Raw genomic sequence first — 17,172 nt, 5'->3', positions numbered from 1 at the left:
AAATTAACAATTATTGTGCCGAATATCGACTATGAAAAAAGAAAATATTTACATCCTAGGAATAGAGTCATCTTGCGATGATACGTCTGCTGCTGTATTATGCAATAACACTATTTTGAGCAATGTTGTTGCAGATCAAAAAATACATGCCGAGTATGGTGGTGTTGTTCCAGAATTAGCGTCTCGTGCGCATCAGCAAAATATAGTTCCTGTGGTGCATCAAGCACTAGAAAAAGCAGGTATAAATAAAGACCAATTAAGTGCTGTAGCATTTACTAGAGGTCCTGGTTTAATGGGATCTTTGCTTGTTGGTACCTCATTTGCAAAATCTTTGGCTTATGGATTAGATATTCCGCTTATTGACGTTAACCATATGCAAGCTCATATTTTAGCGCATTTTATTGAGGAAAAAGATCATAAAATACCACCTTTCCCCTTTTTAGCAATGACTATTTCTGGTGGCCACACGCAAATTGTTAAAGTGAACAATCATTTTAATATGGAAGTGATTGGAGAAACTATAGATGATGCTGTTGGTGAAGCTTACGATAAAAGCGGGAAGATTTTAGGATTAGGTTATCCTGCAGGACCTGAAATTGATAGACGTGCGCAGTTAGGTAACCCAAAAGCTTTTCAATTTACAAAACCCAAAGTAGATGGGTTAAATTTTAGCTTTTCTGGCCTAAAAACAAACATCCTATATTTTGTGCAGCGCCAAGTAAAGACAAATCCTAATTTTATAGAAGAAAACCTTAATGATATTTGTGCGTCAATTCAATTTACCATAATTGGAATTTTAATGTCAAAATTAAAACTAGCTGTTAAAGAAACAGGAATAAAGCATATTGCTATTGGTGGAGGAGTTTCTGCTAACTCTGGTATTAGAAAAGCTCTAAAAGATGCAGAACAAAATTTTGGATGGACAAGCTATGTACCAAAGTTTGAATACACCACAGACAATGCCGCAATGATTGCTATAGTTGGTTATTTGAAATATTTACAAAAGGACTTTTCAAATTTTGATGTCATGGCTACTGCTCGATTAAAGATATAAAATGAAAAGAATAACACTTTATTTCTGGCTAATTTCATTTTTCTTCTTTCTACTTAGTTTTTACTTTTTTATATTTAAAAACACATTAATTGATGTAAATATTTACGACACCTATTATGTTATTCTCAACTCACATTTATCATTATTACTTGCTTTAGTGTATACCGCGACAAGTATTATTTACACCCTTATTTCTATCAAAAAAATAGCATTAATTAGTTGGCTTACAAAAACACATTCTATAATTTCTATTACTATTGTTCCGTTATTTTTTATCGGTTATTTTATTTTAAATAACAATGTAGAATCTGAATTTCCATTATTTGATGATAGCCAAAATTTGAAGTTATTTCTAATAGGAATGGGCATACTTTTTTTACTCACTCAATTCATTTTAATCATCAATATTGTATTCAGTACTAGTATATCTTTAAAATTAAAAGCACGGAACTGATCAAAAATTGTTAAAACATCTGTTAACATCCTTTCTACCTTTCCTTTTTATCTAGCTGAAAATTTAGTTGCTTTGTATTATCCTAAATCAAAATTATAATTAAAACATGAAACATTTTTTATTATTACTTCTGCTAATTCCAATCTTTGCGTTTTCTCAAGGCACTTTAGAGCAACAACTAGATTCAATTTCTACGTCGGAAGAAGCCTCCACATTTTTAAAAGAGAATAAACCAAAACAAGGCAAAATTTTTACATTTAATAAAGCCAAGCACAAAACTAGATTAGCTGATGATCTTTTCAAGTTGTCTAAAGGTGGTAAAAAAGTAACAAGAACCGATTTCAAAAAAACCTACTATAAGGTTATTGATAAGTCTGAAGTAAATTATTCAAAATTCAACATAATTGTATTTGATGCTGCCAAAACCAGTGAAGAGGACGCAAAAATAAACCGCGAAAAAGTAATAAGTCAATACAAACAAGGTTATAAATTTAAAGACCTAGCAAAACATTATTCCACAGGACCTACAGCAAAAATGGGTGGCGATACTGGCTGGATAAAAGCTGGCGACATGTCTACCGCTTTTGATGATGTCGCTTTTAATGAGACGCACAAATTGAATGACATTTTTCTAGTTGATGACCCTGAAAGTAAAAAATATTATTTGGTCATTAAAACTGAAGTTGAAACACCAATTGAAGAAATTACTGTTTTAAAATTTTCTGAAGATATCGATTAATGCAATTATTCTACAATCCTAATATAACTAAAAACGATTCTAGCTTTAAATTTGATAAAGAAGAAAGTAGGCATATTGCTAAAGTATTACGAAAAAAAGTTGGTGATACTCTAAACATTACCAACGGTAAGGGTTGGCTTTTTACTGCAGAAATCACAATAGCAGAGCAGAAAAATTGCGCGGTATCTATTACATCCAAGCAATTACAACCAGAAAAAAATTACAAATTACATTTAGCTGTTGCTCCAACAAAAATGAACGATCGCTATGAGTGGTTTTTAGAAAAAGCAACCGAAATTGGAATAGACAGCATTACACCCATCATTTGTGATCATAGTGAACGTAAAGTGGTAAAAACTGAACGCTTTGAAAAAATCATTCAGTCTGCAATGAAACAATCTTTACAATGCTATTTACCAAAATTAAATGAACCAATAAGTTTCAAAAACTACGTAAATAAAGCGTTCAATGATCAGATTTTTATTGCACATTGTGAGGAAACTGATAAGAAATCTTTAAAATCTGTTTTAAAACCAATTACGGATTGCACTATTTTAATCGGTCCAGAAGGTGACTTTAGCGTTAAAGAAATTGAAATGGCTTTGCAGCATAACTTTATTGCAGTAACTTTGGGTAACACACGCTTAAGAACAGAAACCGCAGCAATCGCAGCCTGTCATTCTGTTGCTTTTTTAAATGAATAACCTTTAGGTTGATGAAAACTATTTTTACAATTTTATTTACGCTTTTTGCCGTTTTTCTTTCTGCACAAGATGTTGCAATCCTTAAATATAAAGGTGGTGGAGATTGGTACAGTAACCCAACAGCATTGCCTAATTTGGTAAAGTATTGCAACGATAATATTGATACAGATATTAATGAAAGTGTACAAACTGTTGAAGCAGGAAGCACAGATATATTTCAATTTCCTTTTTTGCATATGACGGGTCATGGTAATGTATTCTTTAGTGATGACGATGCAGAAAACTTAAGAAATTATCTAATTTCTGGTGGATTTCTTCATATTGATGATAATTACGGAATGGAACCATATATTACTAAAGAATTAAAAAAAGTATTTCCAAATAACGAATTGATAGAGATCCCTAAAGATCACGCAATTTTCAGTTCTGCTTACGAGTTTAGCAATGGTTTACCAAAAATTCACGAACACGATGGCAAAGCACCACAAGCTTATGGGATTTTTAATGATAGTAGACTAGTTTTGTTATTTACTTTTGAAAGTGATTTAGGTGATGGATGGGAAGACCAAGAAGTGCACAATGATCCAGAAGATGTAAGAGAAAAAGCATTGAAAATGGGTGCCAATATTATTAAATATGCTTTTGAGAATTAATAGCATATTTATATCTTGAAGATTAAAAGTAAATTTTTATGAAACTTACCTATCGTTGTGCATCTTGCAAAAAAGATAATTATATTAAAACCAAAGCTTCTGATAGATACGGTTTATTAATGGAAATGGGTAAAAATGAATTTAATCATCGCTGCAAACATTGTGGTTATTTTACAAAAAAGCATATTAATAGATTGTATGCAGATGATAATTATATGCTTGTATTCGTTGGATTTATGCTTTCTGCAATTGCCACATTTTTTCTTTGGGAATTTGGTTGGGTTTCGACTTTAACTGGAGCAATTCCGCTTTATTTTTGGATAGAAATGAAAAAGAAATCGAGTGCATTTAATGGCACGTTAGTAAAATAAAAATGAAGACATATTCAATCAAATATAGAATTATAGCTTCATTTTTAGTTATCGCTTTTACCTTTCAATCAATGAAATCGATTAATAATCACACTTATACAATTGGTGTTAATAGTTTTCATGTAGATTACTCTTGTATGATGAGAATTCCAACACATTTAGCTATTCCTTGCAGTTATTATAATTGTAACATGTAGTTGTAAAAAATTAAATTATAAAATGCAACTCAACCATTACAATTCTAATTTCAAAAAGCAACAACACGCCATTAAAGTGATCTGTGATAACGTTACAAACGCACCTAATATTGGCAGTCTATTTAGAGTTGCTGATGCATTTGGTATTGAAGAACTTATTTTTTGCGGTAAGAACATTCAATTGGGAAGACGTATGACAAAAACGTCTCGATCTACTGAAAAATATGTGAATTATAGTTTTAATGATTCAATTGAAGAACAAATACAAAGCCTAAAAGCAAGCGGTTATTTTTTAATAGCATTAGAAATTGCAGAAAATAGTGAAGCTTTATCAAGCTTTAAACTACTAACTAATCAACCTATTGCTTTAATTTTAGGTGATGAGAATTTTGGTGTTTCTGAAACTTTATTAAACCTTGTAGATGCAGTCGTTCATATTAATATGTATGGAAATAATAGTAGTATGAATGTCGTACAAGCCACTAGCATTGCTCTTTTTGAGATTACTAAACAACTTAATTCCTAAATTTGTCTTGCTGAAATTATTTCAGCATCTTTGAGTAAATTAAAAGAAATGAACTCCAAAACTATAGCCAATGGTATAATTAGAGCCTTAGGTATTATTTTAGCAATTGTATTAGTCCTTTTTTTTCTGTTTAAAATTCAATCTGTAATAGTTTACATTGCTGTTGCAGCCGTAATATCACTTATTGGACGGCCAATAATTTTGTTTCTCAGAAGAAAATTAAAATTTAATAATACCGCAGCTGTTATTGTAACCATGGTATTGTTATTAGGACTTTTAATTGGTTTGGTAGGCTTGTTTATTCCTTTAATTGTGGAACAAGGCCATAATTTATCTTTGCTAAACATTAATCAACTACAAATTAATATTGAAGATCTATACGATCAAATTGTAACATATTTTGAGTTTAATAATATTGATGTAGAACAATCAATAAAAGATTCTAACTTATTATCTAAACTAGATTTTGCCTTGATACCAAACTTTTTAAATTCATTTATTAGTGGTTTAGGAAGTTTTAGTATTGGTTTGTTTTCAGTACTTTTTATTTCATTTTTCTTTTTAAAAGACAGTAAATTATTTGAAGATGGTATAATGACATTTGTGCCAAGTGGCAATGAACAACGATCAAAAAGATCAATTAACGCAATTAAAGATTTGCTATCTCGCTATTTTGTAGGTCTCATATTTCAAATATTAATCTTGTTTATTATCTATACTATAATTCTATTAATTTTTGGAATAGATAACGCAATAGTTATTGCGTTTTTGTGTGCGCTTCTAAATTTAGTACCTTATGTAGGTCCTTTAGTGAGTGGCTTTTTAATGTTACTGTTAAGCATGTCTAGTAATTTAGGAGAAAGTTTTAGTGATGTTATATTACCTAAAACAACATATGTAATGATCGGTTTCATCATTGCGCAACTCGTAGATAATTTTTTTAGTCAGCCTTATATCTTTTCAAAAAGTGTAAAATCACATCCACTAGAGATCTTCTTAGTAATAATTATAGCTGGTATTTTATTTGGTATTGTAGGAATGATTGTAGCGGTACCAACCTACACTGCGATAAAAGTTATATTAAAAGAATTTTTATCTGATTACAACATTGTGAAAAAATTGACAAAAGGAATTTAGATTATTTTGAAAAAAGCGATTCTAAATAAAGAAATTCAGGAATTTATATCTTTAAATTTAAATTCTGATATTTCTAAATTGTTGCTAAAAGGCATTCCTTTTAACACAATAGATCAAAAAACAGTCATTGAGCAAATTGAAGCTAAAAAACGTTGCCAGAAAAAACTACCTACATGGTTTAATTGTGATAATATATATTATCCTAATAAACTTAATATTGAACAAACCTCTTCTGAAGTTACTGCCAAACACAAAGCAATTTTAGTTTCTGGAAAAAAGTTAATTGATTTAACTGGAGGGTTTGGTGTAGACATTTATCACTTTGCTAAAAAACTTGATAGCGTAATACATTGTGAGATTAACGAATCGCTTTCGCAAATTGTTAAACATAATTTTAATGTCTTAAATATTAAGAATGCAAAATGTCTTAATGAGGATGGTACAAAAGTTTTAGAACAATTAAATGAAAATTTTGATTGGATCTATTTAGACCCTTCCCGTAGAGATGCCTTAAAGAAAAAAGTATTTTTGTTAGCCGATTGCGAACCTAACATAAAAGAACATAGAGATTTACTCTTTAAATACACTAATAATGTAATGATTAAAACCTCTCCATTATTAGATTTAACCGCTACTCTTAATGATTTACACAATGTAAAAGAAATCCATGTTGTGGCTAATAATAATGAAGTTAAAGAACTTTTATGGATATTAGAGAAGAATTATAGCGCACAGGTAAAAATAATAACCTCTAATTTAAAAAATAATTCTACCCAAAGTTTTAATTACATATTTAATGAAGAACAAAGGGCTATTGCTACATACAGCAAGCCCTTAAAATATCTTTATGAACCTAACTCTGCGGTATTAAAATCAGGCGGATTTAACTCTATTAGTACGTTACTAAAAATCGACAAATTGCATCAGCATACACATTTATATACTTCTGATGTACTTATGGAATTTCCAGGTAGACAGTTTAAAATAGTGAATATAATTCCGTATAATAAGAAATTGTTCAAAAAAGAAAATATATCCAAAGCAAATATTACAATTAGAAATTTTCCGATTTCAGTATCTGAAATTAGGAAAAAGTTTAATGTAAAAGATGGAGGAAACACCTATCTCTTCTTCACAACTGATCTTTTAAACAAAAAAATTATTATTCTTTGTTCTAAAGTACAGTCGGAGTATATGAAATAATTTCGTTATTGATATCTACTTCAATTTCATACGCCATACAATTATCCATTTGTATAAGAACTTTGTCATCAGAAACGTTTTGATCAGATCCTTTTAAAGAAAACATAACTTCAGCTTCAGAAAAAGTAGCCCAAGATGTTGTAGAATTTGGAGGAATGTTCAAAATACTTACAACAGTAGTTCCGTCTGTAAGAAATACTTCAAGATTAAAAGCTACTGTTCCATTATTTACAACCCTAGTTTTTGGGTCTTCTTCATTACATGGAGGATTTAAAGTAGTAGATTGATTTTCAACAACAAGATCATCCGTTGTTTCAGTGCATGCACTAGTCAATAAGATTAGACCAAAAATGGCCGATAACTTTAGTAGGTTTTTCATTTTCTAAAAATTTTTGAAATAAGCCTTTGAGATTATTTCACTTAATTTGGGACAGCAAACATATAAAACGATTTACATATTACCGACAAAAAGTTATTTTTTTTCGATGAAATGCACATTTTTTACCATAAATTAATCAATAAATGTCCTTTTTGACGATGAAATACCGTTCCATCCTATAAAAACGTACTCAATTACATACTTCTAATAGGTTATATATTAGAGTTTTCTAACAAATTCTATCTAATTGGTTAACCAGATAGTTCAAATTTCAGAAAAAATATCAGGTAATTTTACCAATTTTTGATGATTTAATTTGTCTTAAAAACACGAGGGAAAAAATTTTAATAAAAACCCTACAAAAATTTTGTTTACTTTAAAATGAACTGTTATCTTTGCACCCGCATTTAAATGAAGAGCGTTCATTTTTTTACTGGAGAGGTGCCTGAGTGGCCGAAAGGAGCGGTTTGCTAAATCGTCGTAGGTGGAAACACTTACCCAGGGTTCGAATCCCTGTCTCTCCGCAAAATTTACTTCAGCGTATGCGACTGTAAGTATTTTTTTAACCAATTTCGGGGTGTAGCGTAGCCCGGTTATCGCGCCACGTTTGGGACGTGGAGGCCGCAGGTTCGAATCCTGCCACCCCGACTTTTATTGAATTTTTAGAGTTTATCTCTAAATGGTCGCATAGCTCAGCTGGATAGAGCACCTGCCTTCTAAGCAGGCGGTCCTAGGTTCGAATCCTAGTGCGATCACAAGAAGCCTTACTTTAATTAGTGAGGCTTTTTTGTTTTTGGATACTTATTAAGACTATTATGGTCTCTCAATTTGCACCTTGTTATCAATTTATAGTTTATTAATTTAATCTCTTTACTATTTGAGCTAAAATAGCAATTGAACGGAACAACAACACCATATATTTAGTTGTTAATTGCAAGAAAAAATTAAATGAACTTTTTTATATGCTTATTCTTGGGTGTTATCGTTGCCACTTCTGGCAGTGTAGTGCCTAGTTATTTAAATTTAACTGTTGTTAAGTACAGTTTAAAAAGTGGTAAAAAAGCTGCTTTTTACCTTATTGGTGGCTTTGCTACTGTGCTATTTTTTCAGGCCAACATAGGTGCTTATTTATCCAATGTTCTAATGGAGAACTCTGAGTATATTTCTTTAATACAAAAAATTGGTTCTGTAATACTAATACTGCTATCCATTAATTTTTTCAGACTACACTTTACTCCAAATGAGAGAAAGAAGAAAATAGAAATTAAAAAATCTAAAGCATATCTAAGTGGTATTGGCTTATCAATAATAAACACTACTGCTATTCCATTTTATTTCACATCTATATCACTACTAATTAGTATAGACTATTTTGAATATTCTTTAGAGAATAGTTTATACTTTTCTCTTGGCTCAACAATAGGCTCATTTTCATTGTATGCCCTATACGCTATTATTGCCAATAGAATAGCACATAAACTTCAAGTTATTGCAGATAAAATGAATTTAATTTTAGGCTTTCTTACCGCAACAGTTTCTATAATAAACTTAATATATCTATTTGTATTATAATTGTAAATGCTTATTCTGGATACTCAATTCTAAGATGGTATATATTAGCCAATTTAGATTTTAAAACTTTTTTAATAGATTGAATTTCTTTAAATGTAATATCAGCATTTAAAAACTGACCATTCTCCATTTGCTTATTAATTATATTTTCTACAAAATCATTAATCTTTGTACTTGTAGGTTCTTTTAAACTTTTTGAAGCTGCTTCTACACTGTCACACATCATAAGTATAGCAGTTTCTTTACTGAATGGTTTTGGTCCTGGATAAGTAAAGTCTTTTAGGTCTACAACTTCGTTTTCTGCTTTTTCCTTCATATAAAAGTAGTAAACCAAACTTGTACCATGATGGGTTCTGATAAAATCAATTACTCTATCTGGCAAGTTATACTTTTTTGCAATTTCGATTCCTTTTATAGCATGATCTATGATAATTTTAGCGCTTTCTTTGCTAGACAATTCATCATGAGGATTTATACCTGTACTTTGATTTTCTGTAAAATACGTTGGATTATTCATCTTACCAATATCATGATACAAAGCTCCTACTCTAATCAACATGGCGTTTGCTCCTATCTCGTTCGCGGAAGCTTCAGCTAAATTCGCAACATTTAATGAATGATGAAATGTACCTGGCGCTTTATTAGATAATTCCTTCAAGAGCTTTGTATTAGTATCAGACAACTCTAATAAAGATACATCAGACACAAGACCAAATATTTTTTCGTATATATATATTAATGGTTGTACAAAAAGTGTCGCAAGACCACATAATATAAACAATCCAAAGGTTTGCCATTTTAAACCTGTTAATTGACCTTCGTGAATAACAAAAAACGCAAAATACGCAATGATATAAATAAACGTAATTTGTCCTACTGATATAAATAGGTTTGCTCTTTTGTACAATTCAGAAACCGTTAAAATGGTTACCATACCGGCTATAATCTGAAGAAACATATATTCATAGCTATTAGGAACAATAAACCCTAATAGTAAAACAGTTAACACATGAGCAAATAAACCTAATCTCGCGTCAAAAAAGGCTTTTAATACCAGTGGTAGAATACATAAAGGAACTACATATATATACTGGGAGTTAAAATTAATAACTAACGTAGTCAACAATATCATTAAAGCAATATTGAAAAATATAAAAGTAACCTTAGTATTATTGAGAAAAACTTCTGTTCTGTATTTTTTAAGAAACAATAGTAACATCAGTAAAGCCAAAGCTACCAATAAGGTATAGGCAACTAAAACCCAGTTATAGTTTTTAGTATTCCAAACATGAGATTCATACTCCGACTTTAAAGAGGTTAGAATATCATATTGATCTTCTTCAATTACTTGACCTTTAGAAACAATTAATTGGTCTTTTTCAATATGTCCTCTTGTTAAAGAAATTTGAGATAATTCTTCTTCCAGTACCTTTTCAGTAATGCTTTTATTGAGACTTAAGTTAGGTTTTAAAACATCAAAAAATAGAGAAACCATCCGTTTTTTAGAATTAAGCTTAATTCCATTACCTAATTCTTTCTCAACAATCTTACGTAGCTCTCCAATTTTATACAATCTACCATACTGTAATTCATTTTGAACTTTATTAGATGTAACTAAAATTACAGACCGCTCATTTGAATAACCGTATTCTGAATCCAATATTCCAGAATTGTACAACTTATTAATTAATACTTTACCTTTTTTAAACAAGTCTGAATTTTCAATACTAAAAGCACTAGAATCTACAAAGACACGATTGAATCCATCTAAATAATTGGATAATACTTGTTTCTCAACGTTCTTATTGACATCAAAATATAAGGGGCTTTGATTTTCAATTTCGCGCTTTTCCTTATCAATTTCATCTATAGATTTTTTTATCGCAAAATTAAAAGGAGCATAAAGACTTTCGGACTGCCATGGTTTACTCTTCTCAAAGGAATATCTGAATTTCCCTGTTTTAGGAAACAAGTAAACTATAAAAAGAGTAGTAACTAGATATAGTAAAATTTTGTAGCCTAAGGCATGATTTTTATACCATTTATTGAAGAATGTATTCATAGACAATCAAATGTAATAAATATTAAAACTTTAGAAGTGCAATATCATTAATACATTCTCAAATCTCTTAAAAAATGTTTAATTTCGCAAAATATAACAACAAACTAAATAATAATGAATAAGGAAGTCGTAATCGTTTCAGCCGTTAGAACACCAATAGGTAGTTTTTTAGGTCGTTTATCTTCTGTTCCTGCACCACGTTTAGGTGCTGCAGCAATTAAAGGAGCACTTGATAAAATTAACCTAAAACCAAATCTAGTAGATGAAGTAATTATGGGTAATGTAGTGCAAGCTGGTACTGGTCAAGCACCTGCAAGACAAGCTGCAATTTACGCTGGTTTGCCTAATACAGTTCCTTGTACTACCATTAATAAGGTTTGTGCTTCTGGTATGAAAGCAGTGATGCAAGCCGCACAAGCAATTCAGCTAGGTGATGCAGAAATTGTCGTTGCTGGTGGAATGGAGAATATGAGTGCTATACCTCATTATTTTCACGCAAGGAAAGGGACAAAATTTGGACCAGCTACACTTGAAGATGGAATGCAAAAGGATGGTCTAGTTGATGCTTACGATAAAAACGCAATGGGTGTTTGTGCAGATGCATGTGCTACAGAATATAAATTTTCTAGAGAGGATCAAGATGCTTATGCTGTTCAATCTTATGAACGTTCTAAAGCAGCTTGGGATGCCGGAAAATTTAAAGATGAAGTTATTTCGATAGAAGTACCTCAACGACGTGGCGAACCTGTGATAGTTGATACTGATGAAGAATATACAAACGTAAAAATGGATAAAATTCCTGCATTACGTCCTGCGTTTACTAAAGATGGAACGGTTACAGCTGCAAATGCATCTACAATAAATGATGGTGCAGCTGCTTTAATTTTAATGAGCAAAGAAAAAGCCATTGAATTAGGATTAAAACCTCTTGCAACCATCAAAGGTTATGCCGATGCTGCCCACGAACCAGAATGGTTTACAACAGCACCTGCAAAAGCACTGCCCAAAGCATTAGCAAAAGCGAATGTAGATTTAAGTGATGTTGATTTTTTTGAATTCAATGAGGCGTTCTCTGTAGTAGGCTTGGCAAACATGAAAATATTAGGATTAAACGATAACAATGTTAACGTTAACGGTGGCGCTGTATCTTTAGGACATCCTCTTGGATGTTCTGGTGCAAGAATTTTAGTGACATTAATTAATGTGTTACGTCAAAACGACGCTAAATTAGGGGCTGCCGCAATTTGTAATGGAGGTGGTGGAGCTTCTGCTTTAATATTAGAACGCGCTTAACCAAACTTTATGCAATACGGCATCTGCAATCTTGGAATTGTACCCATAAGATTAGAACCTAGTGATACCAGTGAAATGGTAACTCAGGCTTTATATGGAGACTTTTTTAAAGTATTAGAACAACGTAAAAAATGGAGCCGAGTTAGATTTGCATTTGATAATTATGAAGGTTGGATCGATAATAAACAATACAAAGAAATTGATGTAGAAGATTATAATACGCTAAAATCCGCCGATATTAATCTATCCAAAGATATTATCGAATTTGTAACAGATAGTTCTAACAACTTATATCCTATTCCTGTTGGATCTAATTTAAATGGATTAGAATTATTAAACCATCACTTTGATGGCAACTCACATACTTCTGTTTCAGTTAAATCTAATATTATAAAAACTTCTTTTCTTTATTTAAATGCACCTTACCTTTGGGGAGGAAAAACACCTTTTGGCATTGACTGCTCTGGTTTTACTCAGATGGTTTACAAACTAAATGGGTACACTTTACTTAGAGATGCTTCTGAGCAAGCGACACAAGGTGAAGCGTTGAGTTTTATTGAAGAAAGTGAACCAGGAGATTTAGCATTTTTTGATAATAGTGAAGGTCATATAACTCATGTGGGAATTATAATGGAAGATAATTATATCATTCATGCCCATGGAAAAGTAAGGATTGACAGATTAGATCATAGTGGTATTTATAATAAAGAAAAAAATACTCACACCCATAAACTTAGGGTTATTAAGAAAATTATATAAAAAAAAGCGACTAATAATTTAGTCGCTTTTTTTTTATAAATTATAGTATATACTAGTTTCCTGCACTTTCTATATTTTCAATTTTAGCTTTCATAGCCTTGTACTTTTCTCCTTCATTTAAAGCACCATAGATATTTTTTAATTGCGTTAAAATATCTAAGTTTTTAGATAAAGGGTTGACATTTAAGTAGTTTTCTAAAATTGCAGCACCTTCAGAAAAGATCGCTTTCTTTTCTACTCTAATTTCTTCATATCTCTTGTTATCTGCTGCGGAATTACCTAATGCATTCATTTCGTCATTCATGGCATTACCAATGTTTACCTGAATACTAGATAAATTAAGTGCTGCATCAGCATGGTCTGGTTTTAATTTCAATGCTTTATTAAAATAACTTTTTGCATCATCAAATTGACCAGCGCTCATTGCTAAAACACCTACATTATAATTTAAATCAGGATTCTCAGGATCCATAGATAATGCTTCTTTGTATAACTCAGATGCCTTCTCTTTGTTATCAAGTTTCAAGTAAACATTTCCTTCAGATAAAATTAAATTATAATCTTCTGGGTTTTCAGCTTTTGCATCTGCAATAGCACCTAAAGCTTTTTCATTTTCTCCTTGAGAAACATAAATTAATGCGATATTTTTTACGATTTCAGATCGTCTTGATTCTGCTTTAGAATCTCTTGGTTTATCATGCGTTTTAATTTTAACTGCAAAATCTCTACCTGACTTATTATCACCATAAAAATCTTCTTCACCAGTTTCTAGGTTTGTTGCATAATAATTCATTGCAATACCTGTATAACCTAAATCTTCAAGTTCAATGTAATACTTTAAAGCACTATCATAATCTTCAGCTCTCACTGACGAGTATGCTGCGCTATACAAATAAGAAGTGTCTTTTGGAGAAACTCTATAAATTTTCTCAAATCTCGCTGCTGCTCCTTCATAATCATTACTCTTAAATGCATCATTTGCCTTAGTAATAAAGGTATTGTACATTTTAGATTTCATATCGTTAGCTTGATCAGTATATTTCAACTTACCCATTGATGATTCTAAAGTTTTCAACTTATCTAGCGTTACAATAGCTTCATCAATATTTGCATCTGTACCAGCACCATTGGCATATAAAGCTTGCGCTTTCAAAAAATAAAATTTTGCCTTAGACTTACCGTCCATGTTATCAATTAAAGCTTCTGCAGTAGATACTGCTGCTTTGGCATCTGAGAAATTTACATTCTTAAGTGCTTTTTCAATTGCCTTTAACTCATTCTTTTGAGCATAGGACATTGAACCAATTGCCAATAAAAGCACTAATGTCATTAATTTTTTCATCTTGTAATAAATAATTTATTGTTATAATTTAGTTTTCGGTTTCAGTATTATCAATAGCCGTGCCATCTTCAGTTGAGCCAGTATTTTCAGTACCTCCTTCAGTCTCTTCAATATCTAACTCCTCAATATTCTCTTCATCATCTTTCATTACTTTCGCAACTGCAGCAATAGAGTCTTTACCTTTTAAGTTAATTAACTTTACCCCTTGAGTTGCTCTACCCATTACACGCAAGTCTGCAACGGCCATACGTATAGCGATTCCTGATTTATTAATGATCATTAAATCATCTTCATCCGTTACATTCTTAATAGACACTAAATTACCTGTCTTTTCAGTAATAGAAATAGTTTTCACGCCTTTTCCTCCTCTATTAGTAATTCTATAATCTTCTAAACTTGAACGCTTTCCGTAACCATTTTCAGAGACCACCAAAATATTGCTCTCCATATCGTTAACCGCAATCATTCCAATAACCTCATCAGTCTTTTCATCTTGAAGTCTAATGCCTCGTACACCAGATGCGTTTCTACCCATTGGTCTCGTCTTAGCTTCCTCAAAACGAATTGCCTTACCAGATTTTAAAGCTAACATTACTTGACTCTCACCTGTCGTCAACTTTGCTTCCAATAAAACATCATCTTCCTTAATTGTAATAGCATTAATACCATTTGATCTTGGACGAGAATACTGTTCTAAAGATGTCTTCTTAACCTGACCTTTTTTAGTAGCCATGATTACATAATGGCTGTTTATATAATCTTCATCCTTCAAATCTTGAGTACAGATGAAAGCCATAACTTTATCATCTTGCTCTATATTTATTAAATTCTGAATTGCCCTACCCTTAGATGTCTTAGAGCCTTCTGGGATTTCATAAACACGCATCCAGAAACATTTTCCTTTTTGCGTAAAGAATAACATATACTGATGGTTAGTACCAACGAATAAATGTTCTAAGAAATCTTCGTTACGTGTAGTAGAAGCTTTTTGACCAACTCCTCCTCTATTTTGAGTTTTATATTCTGTAAGTGACGTACGTTTTATGTAACCTGCATGAGAAATTGTAATAACAACTTGAGCATCTGGAATCATATCTTCAATACTCAAATCTCCACCAGCATACTCTATTATAGAGCGACGATCATCACCATATTTATCTCTAACAACTATTAACTCGTCTGTAATGATACTCATTCGACGTTCTTTTTTGTCTAAGATATCTTTAAGATCAATAATTGTTTTCATTATTTCCTCATACTCAGCACGCAGTTTATCTTGCTCTAAGCCTGTTAACTGACGTAATCGCATTTCTACAATTGCCTTAGCCTGAATTTCTGACAGTTTAAAACGTTCAATCAAATTGTTACGAGCTTCTTCAGCATTAGATGAAGCACGAATTATTTTAATTACTTCATCAATATTATCTGAAGCAATAATTAAACCTTCTAATATGTGTGCTCTTTCTTCAGCCTTACGTAATTCGTATTTTGTACGCCTAACAACTACTTCATGTCTATGTTCAACAAAATAGTGAATCAATTCTTTAAGATTCAACAATTGTGGCCTACCATTAACTAATGCAATATTATTTACACTAAATGAAGATTGTAAAGCTGTATATTTATAAAGTTTGTTAAGTACAATGTTTGGTATTGCATCACGTTTTAAAACGTATACGATACGCATACCATTTCTATCAGACTCATCTCTAATGGTAGAAATACCTTCAAGTTTTTTATCATTAACAAGATCAGCAGTCTTTTTAATCATGTCTGCTTTATTCACTTGATAAGGAATCTCTGTTACAATAACACATTCTCTTCCTTGAACTTCTTCAATTATTGCTTTACCACGCATTACAATACGTCCACGACCTGTATGAAAAGCTTCTTTCACACCATCATACCCATAAATGGTTCCACCTGTTGGAAAATCTGGTGCTTTGATGTGTTGCATTAACTCATCAATTTCAATATCATTATTTTCTATATAAGCAATAGTTCCATTTACAACTTCAGTTAAGTTATGTGGTGGCATATTAGTTGCCATACCTACTGCAATACCAGATGCACCATTAACTAATAAACCTGGAATACGTGTAGGAAGAACAGTTGGTTCTTCTAAAGTATCATCAAAATTTAGTTTATGATCTACCGTTTCCTTATCAATATCTGCCAACATATCTTCAGATATCTTACGCATTCTTGCTTCGGTGTAACGCATTGCTGCCGGACTATCACCATCTACAGAACCAAAGTTACCTTGTCCGTCAATTAACATATAACGTAAACTCCATTCTTGAGCCATACGCACCATCGCATCATATACTGAAGTATCTCCATGTGGATGATACTTTCCTAAAACTTCACCGACAATTCTTGCAGATTTTTTATGCGCACCACTTGCTCTAACACCTAGTTCATGCATACCGTAAAGTACACGTCTGTGAACGGGTTTTAAACCATCTCTTACATCTGGTAATGCACGTGACACAATGACTGACATCGAGTAATCAATGTAAGCCGATTTCATTTCATCTTCAATGTTAATTGGAATGAGTTTTTCTCCTTCTGCCATATATAAAATTAATTAGTTTTTTTTAAATTTCAATAACGTGCTAATATAACCAAAATACCACTGTTTTTAAACAAAATCAATCCCCTATTTGGCTTTTTTTATTAACAATATTTGATATCTTTTTAGTTAATAAGTATCTCACTAATTAC

15 protein-coding genes and 3 tRNA genes are annotated in these 17,172 nt (G+C 31.5%); 14 read left to right on the top strand and 4 right to left on the bottom strand.

All coding sequences use genetic code 11. From position 1 onward, the window contains the following. The first annotated feature begins 31 nt into the window (after positions 1-31). From tsaD to ACJBCC_RS11110, 8 genes are all read left to right on the top strand, one after another. Entirely contained in the window at positions 32-1,054 is a 1,023-nt protein-coding gene (gene tsaD, locus ACJBCC_RS11145; protein ID WP_299100335.1) for a tRNA (adenosine(37)-N6)-threonylcarbamoyltransferase complex transferase subunit TsaD, read from the top strand. A gap of 560 nt (positions 1,055-1,614) precedes the next feature. Continuing rightward, complete coding sequence (locus ACJBCC_RS11140) at positions 1,615-2,247, top strand: peptidylprolyl isomerase (RefSeq protein WP_299100337.1); 633 nt, start codon at positions 1,615-1,617, stop codon at positions 2,245-2,247. After that, a complete protein-coding gene (locus tag ACJBCC_RS11135) occupies positions 2,247-2,951 on the top strand; it encodes a 16S rRNA (uracil(1498)-N(3))-methyltransferase (protein WP_299100339.1) in 705 nt (234 codons plus the stop codon). The genes ACJBCC_RS11140 and ACJBCC_RS11135 overlap by 1 nt, the downstream gene beginning before the upstream one ends. 11 nt (positions 2,952-2,962) lie before the next feature. Continuing rightward, on the top strand, positions 2,963-3,604 hold the full coding sequence (locus ACJBCC_RS11130) for a DUF4159 domain-containing protein (RefSeq protein ID WP_299100341.1): 642 nt from the start codon (positions 2,963-2,965) through the stop codon (positions 3,602-3,604). Positions 3,605-3,642: 38 nt separating this feature from the next. Beyond that, a complete protein-coding gene (locus tag ACJBCC_RS11125) occupies positions 3,643-3,975 on the top strand; it encodes a hypothetical protein (protein WP_299100343.1) in 333 nt (110 codons plus the stop codon). A gap of 219 nt (positions 3,976-4,194) precedes the next feature. Next, on the top strand, positions 4,195-4,698 hold the full coding sequence (locus ACJBCC_RS11120; RefSeq protein ID WP_299100345.1) for a TrmH family RNA methyltransferase: 504 nt from the start codon (positions 4,195-4,197) through the stop codon (positions 4,696-4,698). 48 nt (positions 4,699-4,746) lie between these two features. Further along, positions 4,747-5,835 carry an AI-2E family transporter gene (locus ACJBCC_RS11115; protein WP_299100347.1) on the top strand — a complete coding sequence of 363 codons (1,089 nt, stop codon included), beginning with the start codon at positions 4,747-4,749 and terminating at the stop codon, positions 5,833-5,835. A 6-nt stretch (positions 5,836-5,841) separates the two neighbouring features. Further along, on the top strand, positions 5,842-7,038 hold the full coding sequence (locus ACJBCC_RS11110; protein WP_299100349.1) for a class I SAM-dependent methyltransferase: 1,197 nt from the start codon (positions 5,842-5,844) through the stop codon (positions 7,036-7,038). Here the strand turns inward: ACJBCC_RS11110 and ACJBCC_RS11105 are convergent. Further along, entirely contained in the window at positions 7,010-7,417 is a 408-nt protein-coding gene (locus ACJBCC_RS11105) for a hypothetical protein (RefSeq protein WP_299100351.1), read from the bottom strand. The two genes, ACJBCC_RS11110 and ACJBCC_RS11105, sit on opposite strands and share 29 nt — an antisense overlap. A gap of 435 nt (positions 7,418-7,852) precedes the next feature. Here ACJBCC_RS11105 and ACJBCC_RS11100 point away from each other — a divergent pair. The 4 genes from ACJBCC_RS11100 to ACJBCC_RS11085 all read left to right on the top strand — a co-directional run bounded on the left by ACJBCC_RS11100 (position 7,853) and on the right by ACJBCC_RS11085 (position 8,989). Next, a tRNA-Ser gene (locus ACJBCC_RS11100) sits at positions 7,853-7,941 on the top strand. Between the two features lie 49 nt (positions 7,942-7,990). Further along, positions 7,991-8,065: transfer RNA gene (locus tag ACJBCC_RS11095), tRNA-Pro, on the top strand. A gap of 33 nt (positions 8,066-8,098) precedes the next feature. Then, positions 8,099-8,172 (top strand) — tRNA-Arg (locus ACJBCC_RS11090). Between the two features lie 193 nt (positions 8,173-8,365). After that, positions 8,366-8,989 carry a LysE family transporter gene (locus tag ACJBCC_RS11085; protein WP_407557209.1) on the top strand — a complete coding sequence of 208 codons (624 nt, stop codon included), beginning with the start codon at positions 8,366-8,368 and terminating at the stop codon, positions 8,987-8,989. A 10-nt stretch (positions 8,990-8,999) separates the two neighbouring features. On the opposite strand, the gene ACJBCC_RS11080 is transcribed toward ACJBCC_RS11085, so the two are convergent. Further along, on the bottom strand, positions 9,000-11,051 hold the full coding sequence (locus tag ACJBCC_RS11080) for an HD family phosphohydrolase (protein ID WP_299100356.1): 2,052 nt from the start codon (positions 11,049-11,051) through the stop codon (positions 9,000-9,002). A 114-nt stretch (positions 11,052-11,165) separates the two neighbouring features. Here ACJBCC_RS11080 and ACJBCC_RS11075 point away from each other — a divergent pair, with 114 nt between their 5' ends. Further along, on the top strand, positions 11,166-12,344 hold the full coding sequence (locus ACJBCC_RS11075; protein ID WP_299100358.1) for an acetyl-CoA C-acyltransferase: 1,179 nt from the start codon (positions 11,166-11,168) through the stop codon (positions 12,342-12,344). Between the two features lie 9 nt (positions 12,345-12,353). Beyond that, positions 12,354-13,103, top strand: a complete 750-nt coding sequence (locus tag ACJBCC_RS11070; protein ID WP_299100360.1) for a C40 family peptidase — start codon at positions 12,354-12,356, stop codon at positions 13,101-13,103. A 52-nt stretch (positions 13,104-13,155) separates the two neighbouring features. On the opposite strand, the gene ACJBCC_RS11065 is transcribed toward ACJBCC_RS11070, so the two are convergent. After that, positions 13,156-14,445, bottom strand: coding sequence for a tetratricopeptide repeat protein (locus tag ACJBCC_RS11065; protein ID WP_299100362.1), 1,290 nt, complete (start codon positions 14,443-14,445; stop codon positions 13,156-13,158). A gap of 28 nt (positions 14,446-14,473) precedes the next feature. Beyond that, positions 14,474-17,023, bottom strand: a complete 2,550-nt coding sequence (gyrA, locus tag ACJBCC_RS11060; RefSeq protein ID WP_299100364.1) for a DNA gyrase subunit A — start codon at positions 17,021-17,023, stop codon at positions 14,474-14,476. Between the last annotated feature and the right edge of the window lie 149 nt (positions 17,024-17,172).

It is taken from the genome of Winogradskyella sp. 4-2091 (assembly GCF_045765065.1).
In the GTDB taxonomy this organism is placed as follows: domain Bacteria; phylum Bacteroidota; class Bacteroidia; order Flavobacteriales; family Flavobacteriaceae; genus Winogradskyella.
The sequence above is the reverse complement of the archived record's forward strand: the minus strand, read 5'-3'. Positions and strand labels throughout refer to the sequence as shown.

Bases quoted from the DNA above. Each gene is read 5' to 3' on its own strand.
- tsaD (WP_299100335.1), top strand. From the start codon at position 32: ATGAAAAAAGAAAATATTTACATCCTAGGAATAGAGTCATCTTGCGAT.
- ACJBCC_RS11140 (WP_299100337.1), top strand. From the start codon at position 1,615: ATGAAACATTTTTTATTATTACTTCTGCTAATTCCAATCTTTGCGTTT.
- ACJBCC_RS11135 (WP_299100339.1), top strand. From the start codon at position 2,247: ATGCAATTATTCTACAATCCTAATATAACTAAAAACGATTCTAGCTTT.
- ACJBCC_RS11130 (WP_299100341.1), top strand. From the start codon at position 2,963: ATGAAAACTATTTTTACAATTTTATTTACGCTTTTTGCCGTTTTTCTT.
- ACJBCC_RS11125 (WP_299100343.1), top strand. From the start codon at position 3,643: ATGAAACTTACCTATCGTTGTGCATCTTGCAAAAAAGATAATTATATT.
- ACJBCC_RS11120 (WP_299100345.1), top strand. From the start codon at position 4,195: ATGCAACTCAACCATTACAATTCTAATTTCAAAAAGCAACAACACGCC.
- ACJBCC_RS11115 (WP_299100347.1), top strand. From the start codon at position 4,747: ATGAACTCCAAAACTATAGCCAATGGTATAATTAGAGCCTTAGGTATT.
- ACJBCC_RS11105 (WP_299100351.1), bottom strand. From the start codon at position 7,417: ATGAAAAACCTACTAAAGTTATCGGCCATTTTTGGTCTAATCTTATTG.
- ACJBCC_RS11085 (WP_407557209.1), top strand. From the start codon at position 8,366: ATGAACTTTTTTATATGCTTATTCTTGGGTGTTATCGTTGCCACTTCT.
- ACJBCC_RS11080 (WP_299100356.1), bottom strand. From the start codon at position 11,051: ATGAATACATTCTTCAATAAATGGTATAAAAATCATGCCTTAGGCTAC.
- ACJBCC_RS11075 (WP_299100358.1), top strand. From the start codon at position 11,166: ATGAATAAGGAAGTCGTAATCGTTTCAGCCGTTAGAACACCAATAGGT.
- ACJBCC_RS11070 (WP_299100360.1), top strand. From the start codon at position 12,354: ATGCAATACGGCATCTGCAATCTTGGAATTGTACCCATAAGATTAGAA.
- ACJBCC_RS11065 (WP_299100362.1), bottom strand. From the start codon at position 14,445: ATGAAAAAATTAATGACATTAGTGCTTTTATTGGCAATTGGTTCAATG.
- gyrA (WP_299100364.1), bottom strand. From the start codon at position 17,023: ATGGCAGAAGGAGAAAAACTCATTCCAATTAACATTGAAGATGAAATG.